Below are 20,027 nucleotides of genomic sequence, written 5' to 3' on the forward strand. Positions count from 1 at the left end.
CGAAGGCTAGGACTTTTTATATAAGTCCTAGCCTTTAAATGTTTTCATGATACTTCAGTTTTCTGTGCTTTTAAGAAGAAATACACACCTACGAGTACAATGATGATACCTGGTATTTGTACGTATCCTAAGTATTCTTTCAAGATAAATATTGCTAATATTGATGCGCCTACGGGTTCTAGTAGCATGCTCATTGATATGGTTGTTGGATTGATAATATTTAAGAGATAATTGAATATGACGTGCGCTATTGTTGGGAAAATGGCCAATGATATAAATAATAGCCATTCTTTCATTGAATAGTTTACTAATGTAGCGTGCGTAATGATATTATAAATGAGTAAAAAGACGCCTGCGAAGAAGAACACGATGATGCTATAAACCCAATGTGTGAGTTTGAGCATTGCATTCTTTCCTATCATTAGGTAACACACTATTGATATAACACTTAATAAAGATAATATATTACCAATCATTGCAGTTAAGTCAGTTATATTAAAGTCGCCCCAACTTACGATAACAACACCGATAAACGATATTAAAATTGTACTGAAAACTTTTAGCGTTATTTTTTCTTTATAGAATAAGAAACTTGCAATAATCGCAACAATAGGTTGTAAAGATAATATAACTGTTGAACTAGCAACGGTTGTTAATTTTAAAGAACCAAACCATAATCCGAAATGAAGTGCTAAAAATAGACCAGCTAATACAAGATATAGAAAATCTTTAAGACTTAATTTAAAGATTTCTTTTTTAAATCGATATGCAAAGGGCACTAGCAAGATGACTGCTATAAACATTCGGTTCATGCTTATTACACTAGAAGGGGCGTTTGATAGCTTTACTAATATGGCAGCTAGTGAAATTGCAATGATTGAAATAAGTAATAACATATTTGTCTGTTTATTCATAAGCAAAACCTCAATTTAAATTATAATTTTAGATGTATGATTGGATAATCTCTTCCTTGTCCATCATGTGAAGATTCTTTATATGGTTTAAATCCATTTTTCATATAAAAGTTCAAGGCTTGTTCGTTATCTTTGTTTACGTCAACTTTTTGGATATGATCTTCTTTCAGCAAATGTTGAAGTATTTCAGTTCCAAATCCTTTTCTGAAATGTTTTGGATCTATAAATAACATTTCTAAGTTATCCTCGTTGATACCTGAAAAGCCAACAGCTTCTCCATCGTAAAGCCATAAATTTGCATCTACGTATTTAAAGTAGGTTGGTATTTCTTTTTTTAATGCAATTCTGTCTTCCTCTTTTAAAAAGTGATGAGTTGCGAGTACGGAGCGTTCCCAAATTTTTAATGCAAGTGGATAATCTTTCTCTTGTAGTTCAGTTTTTAATAAGCTCATTGTTATGACTCCTAATTAGATGTGAATATTAGAATGATAGCATATGAAGGTTAAATGCGTATAGGTTATTATGAATTTTTGATAAACTTATTAATCTTATGATTGGTATATTTTAATAGTAAATTTCAAGGGTTTTTATAGAAATAATATTCAATTCATTGTTATGAAAGTATTGGAATTTCAGTATATCTATCTATTTATTATACTAGAATGATATTTGTGTTATTTATTATATGATTGCTTTAACTTATCAGTTCTGTTTTTAATTGTTTCAATATTGATTATATGTTATTAATTAAGTTAGGTTAAAAATACTTAGTTATAAAGTGAATGCATTTATTGTATATACAATGGAGGAAGTAATGAAATTAGCGTGGTTAATTGATACAACAACTTATATTGATCAAAATATGGATGATAAAGATTTATTTGTCGTTTCTTTATCTACAATTATTAATGACAAACCTTATAAAGATTCAGAATTTGAAAGTTCAAAGTTATTTTTTGATATGTTAAAAGAAAATGGTAATGGTGCTAAAACGGCTCAACCTACACCTCAAGATTTTATAGAAACGTATGAGCAAATTCAAGAAGAAGGTTATACGCATGTTATTGCGGTTCATCCTTCTAGTAGTTTATCAGGCACATATGCATCATCGCTATCAACTGCACAATCTTTCCCAATGGAAATTCATGTAATTGATAGTGGAACAGGAAGCTTTCCTCAAAAAGAATTAGTCGAGTATGGTAGAAAACTTTATGACGAGGACTATTCATTTGAAGAAATCGTTAATAAGTTAGAAGAAGTTAAACATACAAGTGAATTATATTTGTTGCCACGAAACTTACAACAATTAAAGAATAGTGGAAGGGTTTCGAATAGCAAATATTTATTAAGTAGCTTACTTCATATTAAATTATTATTGAAATTAGAGAATAGTACAATCGACTTAGAACTTAAGTCTAGAGGCAATAAGAAAATAGAAGCTTATTTAATCACACATATTAAAGAAATTATTGATAAAGGTATTACAAACATTGGTGTGTTACATGCTGGAAATGAGCAAGAAGCACATGTATGGAAAGAGCGCATATTAACTTTAAATAAAGATGTTAATGTATATGTCGAACCTTTAGTTCCAGTAGCATCTGTTCATACGGGATATGGCACGATTGGAATAGGTTGGATACAAACTCAATAATGAAAACGTTTAAAAATCTGAGAATTTAATTTCTCAGGTTTTTTTATATACAAAATTCAAAAAAACTCTTGTAATTGCATAGCAAAAGTACTAATATGGTTAAATCTGATTAAAATAATAAGATTAAAGGAGCGTTGAGACATGAAAAAATATCCTTTAGCGATTTGGATACTTAGCCTTGGTGCTTTTGCGATAGGTATGACTGAATTTGTAATCATGGGTTTGTTACCTAATATTGCAAGAGATCTAGATGTAACCGTATCTGATGCGGGTCAATTGATTACAGGTTATGCATTGAGTGTTGCAATAGGTGGACCGATTATAGTGTTAGCGACTTATAAATTACCTCGAAAAAATTTACTCGTCTTATTAATGGCTATTTTTATAATAGGTAACGGGATAGGTGGTATTGCACCTAATTATGGTTCACTTATGTTAAGTAGAATTATTGCCGCTTTAGCACACGGTTCATTCTTTGGTATTGGATCAATACTAGCAGCAAGTATGGTACCGCCTCATAAAAGAGCAAGTGCAATGGCGTTAATGTTTATGGGATTAACAATGAGCAACATCATTGGTGTACCATTCGGAACATTTGTAGGGCAAATATTTGGCTGGAAAATGACATTTATTATTATTAGTGTTCTAGGACTATTAACATTAATAGGTATTATTCGATTTGTACCTAACCAAAAAGATACACAGCCGATTTCAATTAAAAATGAATTGAGTGTATTAAAAGATGTTAAACTTTGGCTGACACTAGGTGTAACACTGTTCGGATTCAGTAGTGTATTTGCTTATTTCACGTATATTTCTCAAATATTAATTAATGTTTCGCATATAGAAGAACGCTGGATTTCATTTGTCCTTATTATATTCGGTGTTGGTGTAACATTTGGTAATATTATTGGTGGGAAATTAGCAGACTGGAATTTAAATAAAGCACTGAATACGATATTTATCGTCTTCCCAATATATATCTTTATGATGTACTTTATTCAAAACTATAGCTTGCTAATGGTTGTCGGTATTTTTGTATTTGGTTTGATTGGCTTTAGTATGAGTCCATCATTACAATTTAAAAGTATGGTCATTTCACAAGATGCACCAATGCTTGCTAGTACGATGAACCAATCAGCATTTAACATCGGTAATGCGCTTGGTGCGTTCATCGGCGGTATCGTAGTAAGTCAATTAGAAGTTAAGGATCTAGCGTTAGTTGCACCATTTTTAACACTTATAGGTCTTGTCTTCTTATTACTTGAACGATTTGTTACGCAAAGAAGAGAAAAAGAAGCAATCTAATATGATGGAAACCTAGGTGAATTGATCGCCTAGGTTTTTTGATATTATAAAGCATTTTTTATGTTTAAATTCAAAAATATCGTTATAATGAATAATGGTATAAGGAGGTCCAAACGATGAAACATTGGATTGAACAGCAGGTGTTACGTGCACCACATAAAATTGCAATTCAACAAGGTGATGTTGAATTAACTTATGAACAACTATTTAATGATTCTAAAAATAAAGCACATTACATTAAACAACTTCAATTGAAAAGAGTTGGATTATATATCAAGAATGATATTAAACATGCATCACTTATCATTGCAGCTTGGTTAGCAAATGTAGAAGTGGTTATGATTAATACGAAGTTAACACCAGTCGAAATTGAACAACAATTGGACAGTATTGGCGTTCATACAGTCTTTACGTATAAACCTTTACATATTAAACAAAATTGTATAGATATCGAGGATATACATTTGGACGACAGTAAAGATGAGAATTATGATTTTACGTTTAATATGGATGATATTGCGACGATTATGTTTACTTCTGGTACAACTGGTCCTGCAAAAGCTGTGCCACAAACTTTTTCAAATCATTATTTTAGTGCAATGGGTTGCAAAGAAAGTCTTGGCTATGATGAATCAACGAGATGGTTGTCCGTATTGCCGATTTACCATATTTCAGGTTTAAGTGTGTTAATACGTAGTTTAATAGAAGGTTTTACACTTATTTTAGAACCGAAATTTGATGTAGATCGCGTAATGCATTTAATTAAAAATGATAACATCACACATATTTCTTTAGTGCCTCAAACGTTACAATGGTTGATGCAAGATGCGTTAAAACAACCATATCAATTAGAAAAAATATTATTAGGCGGCGCAAAGTTATCTGAAACGATGATTAATAAAGCGTTAGACAATCAATTACCGATATATAATTCGTTTGGAATGACTGAAACATGCTCTCAGTTTGTGACAGCAAGTCCAGAGATGTTACGTGAAGAACCAAGTACAGTAGGGAAAGTACCTTCAAATGTTCGACTCAAAATTTTAAATCAAAATGAAGAAGGACATGGGGAAGTCGCTGTATATGGTGGCAATGTGATGAATGGTTATTTAACAGGTAGTCAGAATTCAGAAACATTTGAAGATGGTTATTTTAAAACAGGTGATGTTGGATCAATAGATGATTCCGGTTATGTATATATTTATGATAGAAGAAAAGATTTAATCATTAGTGGTGGAGAAAATATTTATCCATTTGAAATTGAACATGTGATATTGAATCATCCTGACGTTCAAAATTGTGTTGTTGTACCAGTTGATGATGAAAAGTGGGGGCAAGTACCAGCATTAGTGTATGAAGCGGAACACACTATCCAAGATGATGTATTTAAAAATATACTCGCTACAAAATTAGCAAAGTATAAACACCCAAAATACTTTTATAAAATAAATGAAATTCCAAGAACTTCAACAGGTAAACTTTCAAGATATAAAGTAAAGGCGTGGGTCATGAATGAGAAAAAATAGTTTGCATTTCTATAGATTCAAAGCACCTTTCAGAGTAGCGATACGAACACCTTTAATAGCATTAAATGAGCGAGAAGTATTAATTGTAGAATGGCAAGACATGAATGGGTCTACTTATTATGGTGAATGCAATGCGTTTAATAGTGACTGGTATCATTTCGAGACAATAAATAAAGTTGAAGAAACTTTAATAAAATGGTTTAAAAAACATGAACTTGTTGATTTTAATAGCTATCCATTATGTTGTGAATTAATAGATGAACTCAGTGAATACCCGAATGCACGTAGCGTTATGTCTATGATATTCTTTCAGAAATTCCATGAGTTGAAGCCGATAGAAGTAGCATATGGTGCAACTATTAATCAAAATATTGAACAATATTTCAAGCAATATAATGGTGAATTACCAACTAGAATTAAATTAAAATGGCATGAAGAAGTTAATCGAGATATAGATTTTTTAACAGAACATTATCCGCAAATACAAAGAGCAATTGATGCAAATGGTGTGTTGAATCATGAACATGTGTCTTTATTAAATACATTTAAAGATGAACAATTTATATATATTGAGCAGCCATTTTCTAAATTTGAGGACTATATTGTGCATGTTAGTACGCTCGAGTTACCGGTATTTATTGATGAAAGTGCTCTAAATTTAGAGCAAATTATTCAATTTAATCAGCAACACCTTATTGATGGTGTTGTGATTAAAGCTTCTCGTGTTGGAGGGATAGATAAAGCACTTGAAATTATTGAATATTGTCACGAACATCACCTTAAATATGTCATAGGTGGAATGTATGAATTTGGACTTAGTAGTTACTTTACTGCTTACTTAGCACAGCACAGTTCATATCCGAGTGATGTGACGCCGAGTGATTATTACTTCACGGAAGATTTCGTTGTTGATAGCGCAAAGACTGATGGTCATCTCATTGAATATGTGCCACCAATCGTTGATAAAGATAAATTAACAAAATAAAAGGGGAGCGGGACAGAAATCTAATTTGTATAAAAAGATTTCGTAGTCCCGCCCCGGCAAGAATAACTAGAGTTGAAAAAAGCTTGGTACAAGCGCATTTTCAATTCAGTCATCTACTGCCAAGATACTATAAGAGGCTAAGACATTACATTATGTCCCAGCCTCCTTTTAATAAATGTTATGAATCTTTTTTAGGTGGAACGGGATCGTAGCCGCCTGGATGAAATGGGTGGCATTTTAAGATACGTTTCGTACCTAACCATGTCCCTTTAATAACCCCATATTCTGAAATAGCTTCAACTGCATAGTTAGAACATGTAGGTTGGAACCTGCATGTAGGTGGTGTCAATGGGGATATATATCGTTGATAAAGGCGTATTAATTTAATAAATACTTTTTTCATAGCAATGCTCCTATTTGTAATTGTTTTTCGTTAAGTTCTGGTATGGTTTAACATCAGTGGAATTGAATTTATAGAAATCTGTTGTCTGTTTCATGTGGATGTTAATCGTTTCATTTTTAATTTTCCCAGTTGCTTTAATGTTAAAGGTTAACGTTTTTGGTAATGTTTTGTCTTTTTGGAATGTAAGCTTAAACTTACCACTTTTAATTTTTAAGTCGTTAATATTGCTTAATGACTCTTGATCTGCCAGTGGTGATTGACTAAACCCTAGTTGATAGAGATATTTCATAACTTTACCTGTACCTTCATATGAAAGAGTATCGTTTTCTAAAGTGACATCGTCTTCAATAGGTTTTAGTAAACTTTGATTAAAAGTCGTTAAATCGAACCAATCTTGTCCAATTTTTTGATAATAATCTATTTCGGCATTCTTTGCATGATAATTTAAATACTTAGATTTAGGTGAGGATTTGATTTCGTTTGAATCAATCCAAACACTTTTATTATGCACTGGAAATTGTTTTGTATTACTTTCTTGTTCGACATTAAATGCAAGTTTATCATGGTGGTTTGTTCGGCCATGTGACAGTTGTTTAAGGGTTGTTTTTTTATCTTGAAAATCAACTGTTGTCTCGTTACTAGATTTAATCGAATGTGAATCTACTTTTTTAATATTTTTTTGAAAAGCTTCGATAGCATCGCTACTATCATCAAATTTATTTTGACCTTCTGGACTACAACTTGCTAGAATAAGAGTAATTGTTAATACTAAGGTCGTTAAGGTTAACTTTTTCAATATCTTCTACCTTCCTAATAATATGTATATACAGTTTATCATAATTGAAGAAAGAGGTCGTGTATCATGCGCTACAAAGATCCAAATGGATTGGATGTTGATTTAGCATATAAATGTCCAACTGATCAACAAAATGCGAAACATGTTCTAGGTATTCCAATTTTTAATAATGAATATGTGTTAACGCATCATAAGATAAGAGGTATTGAATTTCCTGGTGGGAAAGTTGAACCAAATGAAACGAATAAAGAGGCTGTTCAGCGTGAATTATATGAAGAAACAGGTGCGATCGCTAAAAATATAACGTTTATAGCTTCATATACTGTACATGATACAATTCCGTTTAATAAAGATGTCTATTTTATTGAAGTCGAATCTATTGATAGCAATAAAGCGTATTTCGAAACTTATGGACCCGTTATTGCTAAAGAAATCAATGATATACCTGAAGAAGAGAAGAGTTTTCTTTTAAAAGATACAGCAATATTAAAGTGCGTTGAAAGGGTGTATAAACTTGGATTTCTACAGTAAGAAAAAAATGCCAGTTTTCTTTAATCATCATCTAACTGAAGAAGTGATATATGAAGTGGATGAATTGAAAGTCAGAGGCATGTTGATGACACCAAATGAACGTGTTAATCGCATCGTTGTATATTTACGTGGTGGTAAAGGACAAGTAGGTAGAGTGAGGCCAGGTCGTATGGCGCAATTTAAAGATAAGCATACACTTGTCTTTGCACCTTATTACAGAGGTAGTAACGGTAGTGAAGGTAGAGATGAATTTTGTGGTGATGACCTTCATGATGTTATAGAAGGGATAGAAATACTCAAATCACAATACCCAAATGTTCCTGTTCATATGATTGGATTTTCTAGAGGTGGTATTCAAGGCTTACTTACGTATCAAAAAGTGAAAGCAACGAGTTATATTATATGGGGTGGCGTTTCAGATATACTAATGATGTACGAAGAACGAATTGATCTAAGAGGGATGTTAAAAAGAATGGTTGGACATCCTAAAAAACAATATGAAGCATATGCACGTAGAAATGCATTGCAATCTATTCATAAAGATAGTCCGCCTATATTAATCGTTCATGGTGATGAAGATAAACAAGTCAATATTAATATGGCATATCATTTAGAAGAACATTTAAAGCAAGAAGCGGTAGATCATCAAACAATTTATTTAAGTGGAGAAGGACATGTTTTAAGACCAGAAATAGAAAAACAAACATTGTTACAAATTAAAGAGTGGATGTATCAATGTGAAAAGAGCTTGGACCAATAAGGCCCAAGCTCTTTTTGTATTTTATAAGCGGTTATATGTGAAACCGCCTTCTTCTTGAATATGCTCAGAAGACTCACCGAATTTACTGAAGTTTTCTTTAAAGTTCTTAGCAAGTAATTTTGCTTTTTCGTCATATGCGTCAGAAGATACCCAAGTATTACGAGGATATAATATTTCTGAAGGTACACCTGGTACATGTTTCGGAATATTAAGACCAAAGATTTCATCTTTAACAAATTCTGAATTCTTAATTTCTCCACTAATTGCACGACGAATCATTGAACGTGTATGTTTCAAGTCCATTCTTGAACCTACACCGTATTCGCCACCAGTCCAACCAGTGTTTACAAGATAAACGTCTACATTATGTTCATCGATTAGTTTACCAAGTAATTCAGCGTATTCAGTCGCATGTAATGGTAAGAAAGGTGAACCGAAACATGTTGAGAATACTGGTTGAGGACTTGTTACGCCTCTTTCTGTACCTGCTAACTTAGAAGTGAAACCACTTAAGAAATGGTACATAGCTTGAGATTTATCTAATTTAGAAATAGGTGGTAATACGCCAAATGCATCTGCAGTTAAGAAGATAATAGTATTTGGGTGACCAGCTATTGATGGTGTAATAATATTATCGATAAAATCTATTGGGTATGCAGCTCTTGTATTTTCAGTTAATGTAGTGTCGTCATAATCTACTGAACCATCAGGATTTACAGTAACATTTTCTAAAACTGTTCCATAACGGATAGCATCATAAATTTGTGGTTCTTTTTCACGGCTAAGACTTACTGTTTTAGCGTAGCAACCACCTTCGATATTGAAGACACCATTTTCATTCCAACCATGTTCATCGTCTCCGATTAATTTTCTATTAGGATCTGCAGATAAAGTTGTTTTACCTGTACCTGATAGACCAAAGAATAAAGCAACATCTTTGTTATAACCTACGTTTGCTGAACAGTGCATACTCATAATGCCTTTTTTAGGTAATAAATAGTTCATTACTGAGAATATACCTTTTTTCATTTCACCAGCGTATTCAGTACCACCAATTAATATGACACGGTGTTTGAACGAAGTAATAATGAATGTTTCAGAATTAGTGCCGTCTTTTTCTGGATCAGCTTTAAATCCTGGTGCACTAATAACAGTGAAATTAGGGCTGATATTAAGTGCTTCTTCTTTAGTTTCTGGGCGGATAAACATGTTCTGTGCAAATAAATTATGCCAAGGTAACTCATTAATAACACGTAAATCTAAACGTGATGATTCATCTGCACCTGCATACCCATTAAAGACATAAAGTTGTGATTTTTGGTTTAAGTAGTCAATAACTTGATCATATAAATTTAAAAAGTTACTTTCTGAGATAGGTTGGTTGATTGTTCCCCAATCAATATCTTGTTCAGTATCTTCCTCTTTAACGATAAATTTGTCTTTAGGAGAGCGACCTGTGTATTTACCAGTTTCCATTCTGATTGCGCCAGATTCTGTTAATACGCCTTCTCCTGCTTCTAGAATGTGATTGTACAATTCAGTTCTAGAAAGTTGCTGTAGTGTAGTGTCCTTCTTTAAAAGGTTTGAAAGTTCGATTGATTCGGTAATTGACTGTATTGCCATAAATGACGACCCCCATGTCTAATATTAATGTTGTAAGCATTTTCATGGAATTAGTATAACACATTAAAATATATAGTCTATACTAATGAGTAAATTTGTTATAAAATTTTTTTAGAAATTTGAATGTGTTTCGTTCCATTGACATATTATGAAAACTTTAGTATTATCATTTCTGACGGATTCTCTTATCCTGAGTGGTGGAGGGACATGGACCCAATGAAACCCAGCAACCTCTTTCTAATGAAAGAAAGGTGCCAAACCGTTTGCAGACCAATATTGTCTGAACGATAAGAGCGAATGGACGAGTGTGCCTTCTCTCTATATCTTTATTGAGAGAAGGCACTTTTTATTTGCGCTGAGGAAGAGACCGTACAACTTTATTTAAAGGAGATTTTTTATGTCAAAGAATAGAAGACTCTTCACATCAGAATCAGTAACAGAAGGGCATCCAGATAAAATTGCGGACCAAATTTCCGATGCTATTTTGGATGAATTATTAAAAGGCGATCCTAAAGCAAGAGTGGCTTGTGAAACAACAGTAACAACTGGTATGGCTTTAATTGCAGGTGAAATTTCTACTTCAACTTATGTAGATATTCCTAAAGTAGTTAGACAAACAGTAAAAGATATAGGATACACAAGAGCGAAGTACGGTTATGATTTCCAAACGATGGCGATTTTAACAGCTATTGATGAACAATCACCAGATATCGCACAAGGTGTAGATTGCGCATTAGAAGATAGAGATGATTTATCAGATAGAGAAATAGAATCAATTGGTGCAGGTGACCAAGGTCTTATGTTTGGTTTTGCTACAAATGAAACTGAAACATATATGCCTTTACCAGGTTATTTAGCTCATCAACTTGCGAAGAGATTAACAGATGTACGTAAAGACGGTACTTTAGAATATTTACGTCCAGATGGTAAGACACAAGTAACAGTTGAATATGACGAAAATGATAAACCAGTAAGAGTAGATACAATCGTTATTTCTTCACAACATCATGAAAAAATTGAATTAGAAAAAATTCAACAAGATATTAAAGATCATGTTATCTATCCAATCGTACCTAAAGAATTATTAGATGAAGAAACTAAATTCTTTATTAATCCAACAGGTAGATTCGTAATCGGCGGACCACAAGGAGATGCTGGATTAACAGGTAGAAAAATTATCGTAGATACTTACGGTGGTTATGCAAGACATGGCGGAGGATGTTTCAGTGGTAAAGATCCTACAAAAGTAGATAGATCAGGAGCATACGCTGCAAGATATGTAGCTAAGAATATAGTAGCAAGTGGATTAGCAGATAAATGTGAAGTCCAATTAGCATATGCAATTGGTGTAGCACAACCAGTATCCATTTCAATAGATACTTTTGGTACAGGTAAAGTAGAAGAAACTGTATTAGTAGAAAAAATAAGAGAAGTATTTGATTTAAGACCAGCAGGCATTATTCAAATGTTGAACTTAAGACAACCAATCTACAAAAAGACAGCAGCATACGGTCACTTCGGTAGAACAGATGTTCAATTACCATGGGAACAATTAGATAAAGTAGATTTATTAAAAGACTTATTAAAATAAATGATGAAGCTCTGTATATAATCTTGCGGGATTTATGCAGAGTTTTTATTTTAGGTTTGGTGGAAGTTGGATCGTTATTAACAGTTTTGGTTAGAAGTGCAAATACTGGGGTCGTTATTAGCAGTTTTGGTTAGAGGTGCAAATACTGGTGTCGTTATTAGCAGTTTAGGCGAGAGATGCAAATACTGGGGTCGTTATTAGCAGTTTAGGTGAGAAGTGCAAATACTAGGGTCGTTATTAGCAGTTTTGGTTGAAGGTGCAAATACTGGGGTTGTTATTAGCAGTTTTGGTTAGAGGTGCAAATACTGAGGTTGTTATTAGCAGTTTTGGGTGAAAGTGCAAATACTGGTACCGTTAATTACACTTCTGAGTAGTTTTGTAATTAAGGTAGTCCATAGTAACATTTCAGCTGAGTTTTGTAATTATGGCGGTCCATAGTAACACTTCGACCTAGTTTTGTAACTATGGCTATCCTTAGTAACACTTCGGGTGAGTTTTGTAATTAACGCCCCCGTTATGAACAAGTTTGGGCGAAAGTGTTCACAACACCCCCGTTATGAACAAGTTTGGAGGAAAGTGTTCACAACGCCCCCGTTACAAACAAGTTTAAGTCAAGTTGTTCATAATGAACTGAATTTTTATAAAATATTTACTATTAAAGTGTGGTTTAACTACTCAAATGTATGAAGTATAAGAAATTACGTTATATTATCAATATATTTCATGATATATACTGAATTTATTTGTAATTTTTACTATAATGGAATTAATACATATGAAAGGGAGCGATCTACAATTATGAGTCAATTAGAACCGATTCATTATGGATTAATCGCAGCGATCGTTATTGCGATACTATTTATTATATTATTCTTTGTTTCATTAAAGCAGAAACAAAAATCTTTGAATAAGATTCAAGAAGCTCATAAAAAAGAAAATGAGACGCTTAAATCTGAACATAAAGAAAAGTTAGATCATGAAAGAGTGGAAAATAAAAAGGTTCTAACGAAACAAGAAGAAACTCATCAAGAAGCAATTTCACAAAAAGAAAGAGAAATTGACTCATTAAAGTTATTTTCTAAGAATGAAGGGGAATATATAACTGATAGACATTTGTTAGAGTTGAGAGACCAACTTGTTAACGAACGTAGAATCAGACCCGAAGATATGCATATTATGGCAAATATCTTCTTACCTAAAGATCCATTAGGTAAAGTTCGACAAATTGATCATTTAGTCTTAACAAGAACGGGTATATACGTAATTGACTCTAATTTAGTAAGTGGTCATATCTATCACGGTATTACAGAACAGCAGTTTAGTGATTTTCCAGTATTAGGACAAGTCTTTGAAACATTGGATTTAAACCCAAACAAAGAACAAACGTTATTACTTGAAAAACAATCAAATAATAAAACTGCAGCATTCCATTCATATACTGACGAAGTTAAAGAAGTTGATAATACAACTGAAGAATTACAAAGACAGTTAGAACTTAAGTATACACCGACACCAATTATTTACTTCCATCCAAATGAAGTAAGTGAAGCAACTATCAGTAATTATTCTCAAGACCCTAACATTAAAGTGTTAGTTGGTGAAAAACAACTTCAACACTTCTTTAATAAATTTGTTTTCCATGGTAGATTCCAATACAGTGTGGAAGACCTTGAGAGAATTATGGATGAAATTGAAAGGTTTAACCCGTAATAACTAAGCGCTGCATTTTTATGTAGCGCTATTTTTATACTAAAAAAGGTGGTTATAAGTATGGTAAAAGAAAATTTTGAAGTTAAAAATCCTGCAACTGGTGAAGTAATCGAAACGATTAAAAATAATACGGAAGAAGATATTAACAACAAGATTGAACAGGCACATGATGCTTTTCAAACATACAAAAAGAAACCAGCTCATGAACGTAGTGCATTGTTATATAAATGGTATGAATTGATTCTTGAAAATAAAGAAGAAATTGCTTTAATTATGACAAAAGAAAGTGGAAAACCATTAAAAGAAGCTTTAGGCGAAGTTAAATATGCGACAGATTATATATTATGGTTTGCTGAAGAAGCAAAACGCACTTATGGAAGAACCATTCCAGAACATGTTGATAACAAACGACTTATCGTTACACGTGCACCTGTTGGCGTTGTAGCAAGTATAACACCTTGGAACTTCCCAGCAGCAATGATGACTAGAAAAGCAGCACCAGCATTAGCAGCAGGGTGTACGTTTATATGTAAGCCAGCACAAGATACACCTCTTACAACTATGAAATTAGTTGATCTTGCACATGAAGCAGGGTTTGATAAAAGTGTTATCCAATATGTAAATGGTTCAGGTAAAGACGTCGGTGCAATTTTCACAAAGCATCCTTTAATTTCAAAAATAACTTATACAGGTTCAACACCTGTAGGTAAGCAGTTAATGGAACAATCAAGTTCAACATTGAAGAAAGTAACACTTGAATTAGGTGGTCATGCACCATTAATTGTTCACGAAGATGCAGATTTAGATAAAGCAGTTCAAGGAACAATTGCTTCTAAATTTAGAAATGCAGGTCAAACATGTGTATGTGCAAATAGAATTTACGTACATGAATCTATTAAAGACGCATTTGAAGATGCACTTAGAGCAGAAGTCAGTAAATTAAAAGTAGGCGATGGTCAGGATGAATCAACAGATATAGGTCCTGTTATTAATGCAGATGGTTTTGAAAAAATTAAATCTCATATTGAAGATGCTACAAGTAAAGGCGCTCGCGTGATTACTGGAGGAGATAGCTATAAAGATGGTGGCTATTTTATCACACCAACTGTTCTATCTGACGTTTCAGACGATATGAAAATCATGGTTGAAGAAACATTTGGACCAGTAGCACCAATTCAAACTTATAAAGATTTAGATGAAGTTATTGTAAAAGCAAACGATACACCATTTGGTTTGGCAACATATTTCTTTACTGAAAACTATAGTAATGGTATAAAGTTGTATGAGAACTTAGATTATGGTGTAATCGGTTGGAACGATGGCGGACCAAGTGCAGCTCATATTCCATTCGGTGGAATGAAGGAAAGTGGATTTGGTAGAGAAGGTGGTTCAGAAGGTATTGAACCATATTTAGAAACTAAAGTCGTTTCAATTTTAATTTAAGTATCGTCTAAAATTAGGAGGCAGTAAAATGACACAGAAAATAATTGAGTTTTACAATGGCAATTCTATACCAGCTTTAGGGTTAGGAACATTTAGAGTAGAAAATAATGATGAATGTAGAGAAGCGGTTAAACATGCTATTATAAGTGGTTATAGACATATAGATACAGCTCAAACTTATCACAACGAAGAAAAAGTTGGACAAGGTATCAAAGAAGGATTAGAAGCAACAGGATTAAATAGAGAAGATCTATTTATTACAACTAAACTTTGGATGACAGATTATGGTAGAGAGAATGTTCAATCAGCATATGAAGCATCTTTAGAAAGATTAGGTTTAGATTATGTAGATCTATATTTAATTCATTGGCCTGGCCAAGATAAAGACCTTATCACAGAAACATGGAAAGCTATGGAAGACTTATACAATGAAGGCAAAATTAAAAACATAGGTGTAAGTAACTTCCACGTACATCATTTAGAATCATTATTACAAGAAGCTTCTATTAAACCAGTTATTAATCAAATAGAATGTCACCCATACTTAACTCAAAAAGAATTAAGAACTTATTTAGAAGCACAAAAAATTGTTGCACAATCATGGTCTCCTTTAATGAATGGACAAATATTGGAAGATGAAGTTGTAAAAGAAATTGCAAATGAATTAGGTAAAACACCAGCTCAAGTTATTATAAGATGGAATATTGATGAAAATATTGTTGTTATTCCTAAATCAGTAACACCATCAAGAATTGAAGAAAACTTAAACGTATTTGATTTTGAGTTATCAGAAGATCAACTTTCAAGATTAAATGCTTTAAATAAAGATGAAAGAATCGGACCAGACCCAGAAGTCTTTACTGGTCAATAATTCATAAAAAGCCAACGAATCATAGAGGTTCGTTGGCTTTTTTGATTTTTAAGAATAAATATTTTGATTAATAAAAAGTTTGATAAATAAATATTTTTGTTTTAGAAAATGCCAATTTTTTGAATGTTAAGTATGTAATAATTTCGAATTTACAAAATAAGTATATTAATATCTTATATTTTTTGTTACTATTATAATAATTATTATTATATCCAAAATATGAGAGGAAGTATTTAATGTTTAAAAATAACAGGTATTCTATTCGTAAATTTTCTGTTGGAACTGGGTCAGTAATCATCGGTGCTATGCTTTATTTGAGCACACCAAATTTCGTAAATGCAGAAGAATCAAATGTATTAAAAGAGGAAAGTCAGAGTGCAGAATCGACTACAAATGCAGATTCAAATACGAATATAGAAACATCAAATGAAACTAACGAAACAAATACTAAAGAAGAAACAGCGCAAGACTTAACTCAGAAAACATCTACTGAAAATCCAACAACAGAAAATGATACAGCAGAATCAAATACTTCAGAAGAAAATGCTAAAGAAGATAAAGAGGAACAAAGCGACTTTACAATTGATCCAATAAACAATCAAACTGTGAAATCAAATGAAGCTATTAATCCTATAAAGATAAATGTAGAAGGTTCTGAGAACAATACGAATCAAGTACAAGGATTACCAGATGGACTTACATATGAATCAAGCACAGATACAATAACAGGAAATCCTACTACTGTAGGCAACTATACCATAACAGTAATTTCGAAAAATGATTCAGGCGTTCAAAAAGAGACTACTTTTACCATTAATGTAGAAGAAGCGGAAGAACCATCAACAGAAGAACCACAAACGAATAAAGATTCGAAATCAACTGAAGAAAACACGACTGAAGAGCCGACATCAGATGAACAAAAATCAAAAGAAAATTCAACAAATGAAGATTCTAAAGAAGATAACAAAGATACAACAGAAGAACCAAAATCAAATGAAGAAGATTCATCGGAAGAACCAACAAATGATAAAGACTCAAAAACAGATCTATCTAAAACTGATGACAAGAATTCAACAAAAGATAAAACAAAATCAGATGAAAATTCAACAAATGAAGATTCTAAAGAAGATAACAAAGATACAACAGAAGAACCAAAATCAAATGAAGAAGAGACTTTAGAGGAACCAACAAAAGAAGAACCATTAGATAATAATAGTGAACAACCAGATACTGCTAACAATGATTTATCTACAGGTGACTCTGAAGATGATAATAATATAGACACAAATGTTGATGCTACAGACTTAAAAACGACTAAGCCATTAACAGACAAAGAAAAAGAAGATATAGACCAAAAATCAAAAAATAAAAGTAAGACTGATAAAAATTTAAAAGCTTTAAGTGCATCTTCATCAAAAATGGAGAAAGAAGCAACAAAAGCTGATGGTAGTCCATTAGGTGGAGATGATGTAAATAGCAAGATTAAATCTAGTAATGTTAAGTTTGAAGAGGGTACATGGAAAAAAGGTGCTGCTTTTGAAATAGGTTTTGATATATCTATTCCGAATGACGTAAAAAGAAATGATTATTTTACTGTACATATACCTAAAGAAATAAATCCTACATCTGCAGATAGAGATAATGGCATACTATTAGGAAATGATGCAAATAGTATTTATGCAAAAGGTACTTATAATCGTGCCGATAATTCATTTACATTCAAGTTTACTGATAATATAGAAAAATATAAAAACACTAGTGCACACGTTGATTTCTTAGGGTTAATCAATTTTAAAGAAGCAACCAAAACAGATAACTATAACTTGAATTTAAAAATTGGTGATTCAGAATATAATGCTACAAGAACAATAGAATATTTAACTGATGCACGAAATTTAGATTTATATCAAGATTCTAGTGTTCAAGAGAAAGTTGATGATCATAATCCATATAACACAACATATACAGTAAACGGTAAAGCTAGGACTTTAAATAATGCCAAGGTTAAAATAACTCCATATAATGGTAACAAAAAAAATCCAGATGTCATTAGCCAATTTAATAAAGATATTACTAAGGTTCAAATTTTGAAAGTTACTGATAGGAATACATTGAATCAAAGTGGAAGTGCTAAGAATGTCGCTTATGTTGATGTATCATCATCACATAATATAATCTTTAATAGCGACGGCACTATAAGTATAGATCTAGGAAATACGAATAGCACATATTTAATCGTAGTGAATTCTGAAACAAGTAAACCATTTGTTCCTGAAACTTTTATTGAAGGTACAATACAATTAAGTGCAAGCAATATTGCTTCTGGAAGTAGTCAATCTAAAATAGGAAAAAGCAAACCTTCAAGTAATAACTCATCAGGTGTAATTGTTGATGACACAACTCCACCAGTTGTTGATAAAGTTGATAATAAAACTACTGAAGTAAACTCACCAATAGATCCTATTGTTATCAATGCGAATGATAATAGTGGTGAAACAATTCGAAATGATGTATACGGTCTACCAGATGGTGTCACATATAATTCTGAAACGAATACAATCTCAGGTACACCTACAAAAGCAGGAACATATGAAGTAACTGTTATTTCGTCAGATAAAGTATATAACGAAACAGAAACGACATTTACAATTACAGTAGAAGATACAACAGCACCAACTGTGGATCCAATTGAAAATCAAACAACTGAAGTGAACACACCAATTACCGATGTTACTTTAAATGGCAAAGACAACAGTGGAAATCCAGTGACTCATAATGTAACTGGTTTACCAGACGGTGTGACTTATAATGAAGAAACAAATACAATTTCAGGTACACCAACAAAAGCTGGAAACTATAATGTGACTGTTATAACGAGTGATGAAGCAGGCAACGAAACAGAAACAACATTTACAATCACAGTAGAAGATACGACAGCACCTACAATAGATCCAGTAGATAACCAAACAACAGAAGTAAATACACCAATAACGGATATTAAATTAACTGGTAAAGATAATAGTGGAGATCCAGTGAGACATGATGTGACGGGACTACCAGATGGTGTAACTTATAATGAAGCAACACAAACAATATCAGGTACACCTACAACTCCAGGAAATTATGAAATTACAATAGTAACAAGAGATAATGCGGGGAATTCTGCAGAAACAATATTCACAATTACAGTGGAAGACACATTACCACCAACAGTGGATCCTGTAGAAGATCAAACAACGGAAGTAAATACACCAATCGAGGATATAACACTTAATGGTGAAGATAATAGTGGTCAACCAGTGACACATGAAGTATCAGGACTACCTGAAGGTGTGACATATGATCCAGAAACGAATACCATTTCAGGTACACCAACAACTGTAGGTAATTATGATATAACAGTAGTTTCAACAGATGAGTCAGGTAATACGACAGAAACGACTTTCACGATTACAGTAGAGGATACTATTCCACCAACAGTAGATCCTGTAGAAGATCAAACAACAGAAGTAAACACACCGATAACTGATATTACATTAAGTGGAGAAGATAACAGTGGTCAACCAGTATCTCATATTGTAAGCGGCCTACCAGATGGCGTCGTGTATGATGAAGTTTCAAAAACAATTTCAGGCACACCAACCAAAATTGGTGATTATAATATTACTGTTGTAACAAGAGATGAAGCGGGTAATGAAACAAAGTCAACATTTACGATAACTGTAGAAGATACAACAGCGCCTGATGTTGATCCGGTGGATGACCAAACAACAGAAGTAAATACACCAATTGAAGATGCGAAGTTGAATGGTCAAGATAACAGTGGAAAACCAGTGACACATGAAGTATCAGGACTACCCGAAGGTGTGACATATGATCCTGAGACAAATACAATTTCAGGTACACCAACAA

At 32.6% G+C, this 20,027-nt stretch carries 16 protein-coding genes and 1 riboswitch; of the genes, 11 read left to right on the plus strand and 5 right to left on the minus strand.

All coding sequences use genetic code 11. From position 1 onward, the window contains the following. Positions 1-44: 44 nt before the first annotated feature. The gene (locus LQ617_RS11005; RefSeq protein ID WP_239740418.1) at positions 45-914 is read right to left on the minus strand and encodes a DMT family transporter; all 870 of its coding nucleotides are present in this window, start codon (positions 912-914) and stop codon (positions 45-47) included. Between the two features lie 20 nt (positions 915-934). Continuing rightward, positions 935-1,366 (minus strand): GNAT family N-acetyltransferase, encoded by a 432-nt coding sequence (locus LQ617_RS11010; RefSeq protein WP_159316222.1) that lies wholly within the window; start codon positions 1,364-1,366, stop codon positions 935-937. Between the two features lie 350 nt (positions 1,367-1,716). On the opposite strand from LQ617_RS11010, the gene LQ617_RS11015 reads away from it, so the two are divergent. The 4 genes from LQ617_RS11015 to menC all read left to right on the plus strand — a co-directional run bounded on the left by LQ617_RS11015 (position 1,717) and on the right by menC (position 6,387). Further along, positions 1,717-2,568 (plus strand): DegV family protein, encoded by an 852-nt coding sequence (locus LQ617_RS11015; protein ID WP_239740419.1) that lies wholly within the window; start codon positions 1,717-1,719, stop codon positions 2,566-2,568. 141 nt (positions 2,569-2,709) lie between these two features. Next, complete coding sequence (locus LQ617_RS11020; protein ID WP_191836731.1) at positions 2,710-3,876, plus strand: MFS transporter; 1,167 nt, start codon at positions 2,710-2,712, stop codon at positions 3,874-3,876. 116 nt (positions 3,877-3,992) lie between these two features. Then, the gene (gene menE, locus LQ617_RS11025; protein ID WP_239740420.1) at positions 3,993-5,402 is read left to right on the plus strand and encodes an o-succinylbenzoate--CoA ligase; all 1,410 of its coding nucleotides are present in this window, start codon (positions 3,993-3,995) and stop codon (positions 5,400-5,402) included. Then, positions 5,389-6,387, plus strand: coding sequence for an o-succinylbenzoate synthase (menC, locus tag LQ617_RS11030; protein ID WP_239740421.1), 999 nt, complete (start codon positions 5,389-5,391; stop codon positions 6,385-6,387). The genes menE and menC overlap by 14 nt, the downstream gene beginning before the upstream one ends. A gap of 178 nt (positions 6,388-6,565) precedes the next feature. Here the strand turns inward: menC and yidD are convergent, their stop codons facing one another. Next, a complete protein-coding gene (gene yidD / locus LQ617_RS11035) occupies positions 6,566-6,790 on the minus strand; it encodes a membrane protein insertion efficiency factor YidD (protein WP_025905546.1) in 225 nt (74 codons plus the stop codon). Between the two features lie 10 nt (positions 6,791-6,800). Next, complete coding sequence (locus LQ617_RS11040) at positions 6,801-7,586, minus strand: hypothetical protein (RefSeq protein ID WP_239740422.1); 786 nt, start codon at positions 7,584-7,586, stop codon at positions 6,801-6,803. Between the two features lie 66 nt (positions 7,587-7,652). Between LQ617_RS11040 and ytkD the strand changes: the two genes are divergently transcribed. Together ytkD and LQ617_RS11050 are read left to right on the plus strand one after the other, a co-directional pair. After that, a complete protein-coding gene (ytkD, locus tag LQ617_RS11045; protein ID WP_191836734.1) occupies positions 7,653-8,117 on the plus strand; it encodes an RNA deprotection pyrophosphohydrolase in 465 nt (154 codons plus the stop codon). Then, positions 8,101-8,877: an alpha/beta hydrolase family protein gene (locus LQ617_RS11050; protein ID WP_239740423.1), complete on the plus strand. Its 777-nt coding sequence runs from the start codon at positions 8,101-8,103 to the stop codon at positions 8,875-8,877. The genes ytkD and LQ617_RS11050 overlap by 17 nt, the downstream gene beginning before the upstream one ends. A gap of 21 nt (positions 8,878-8,898) precedes the next feature. Here the strand turns inward: LQ617_RS11050 and pckA are convergent, their stop codons facing one another. Further along, entirely contained in the window at positions 8,899-10,500 is a 1,602-nt protein-coding gene (pckA, locus tag LQ617_RS11055) for a phosphoenolpyruvate carboxykinase (ATP) (protein ID WP_126477961.1), read from the minus strand. Positions 10,501-10,682: 182 nt separating this feature from the next. Next, positions 10,683-10,794: riboswitch (SAM riboswitch) on the plus strand. A gap of 103 nt (positions 10,795-10,897) precedes the next feature. Here pckA and metK point away from each other — a divergent pair. The 5 genes from metK to LQ617_RS11080 all read left to right on the plus strand — a co-directional run. Beyond that, positions 10,898-12,091, plus strand: coding sequence for a methionine adenosyltransferase (gene metK / locus LQ617_RS11060; protein WP_025905541.1), 1,194 nt, complete (start codon positions 10,898-10,900; stop codon positions 12,089-12,091). Positions 12,092-12,889: 798 nt separating this feature from the next. Then, positions 12,890-13,801, plus strand: coding sequence for a nuclease-related domain-containing protein (locus LQ617_RS11065; RefSeq protein WP_204253336.1), 912 nt, complete (start codon positions 12,890-12,892; stop codon positions 13,799-13,801). A 60-nt stretch (positions 13,802-13,861) separates the two neighbouring features. Continuing rightward, the gene (locus tag LQ617_RS11070; protein WP_239740424.1) at positions 13,862-15,244 is read left to right on the plus strand and encodes an NAD-dependent succinate-semialdehyde dehydrogenase; all 1,383 of its coding nucleotides are present in this window, start codon (positions 13,862-13,864) and stop codon (positions 15,242-15,244) included. Positions 15,245-15,272: 28 nt separating this feature from the next. Further along, complete coding sequence (locus LQ617_RS11075; RefSeq protein ID WP_037589697.1) at positions 15,273-16,115, plus strand: aldo/keto reductase; 843 nt, start codon at positions 15,273-15,275, stop codon at positions 16,113-16,115. A 236-nt stretch (positions 16,116-16,351) separates the two neighbouring features. After that, positions 16,352-20,027 (plus strand): putative Ig domain-containing protein (locus LQ617_RS11080; RefSeq protein ID WP_239740425.1); only part of this gene is annotated, 3,676 nt, incomplete at its 3' end.

The organism is Mammaliicoccus sp. P-M59 (assembly GCF_022386135.1).
Classification (GTDB): Bacteria; Bacillota; Bacilli; order Staphylococcales; family Staphylococcaceae; genus Mammaliicoccus; species Mammaliicoccus sciuri_A.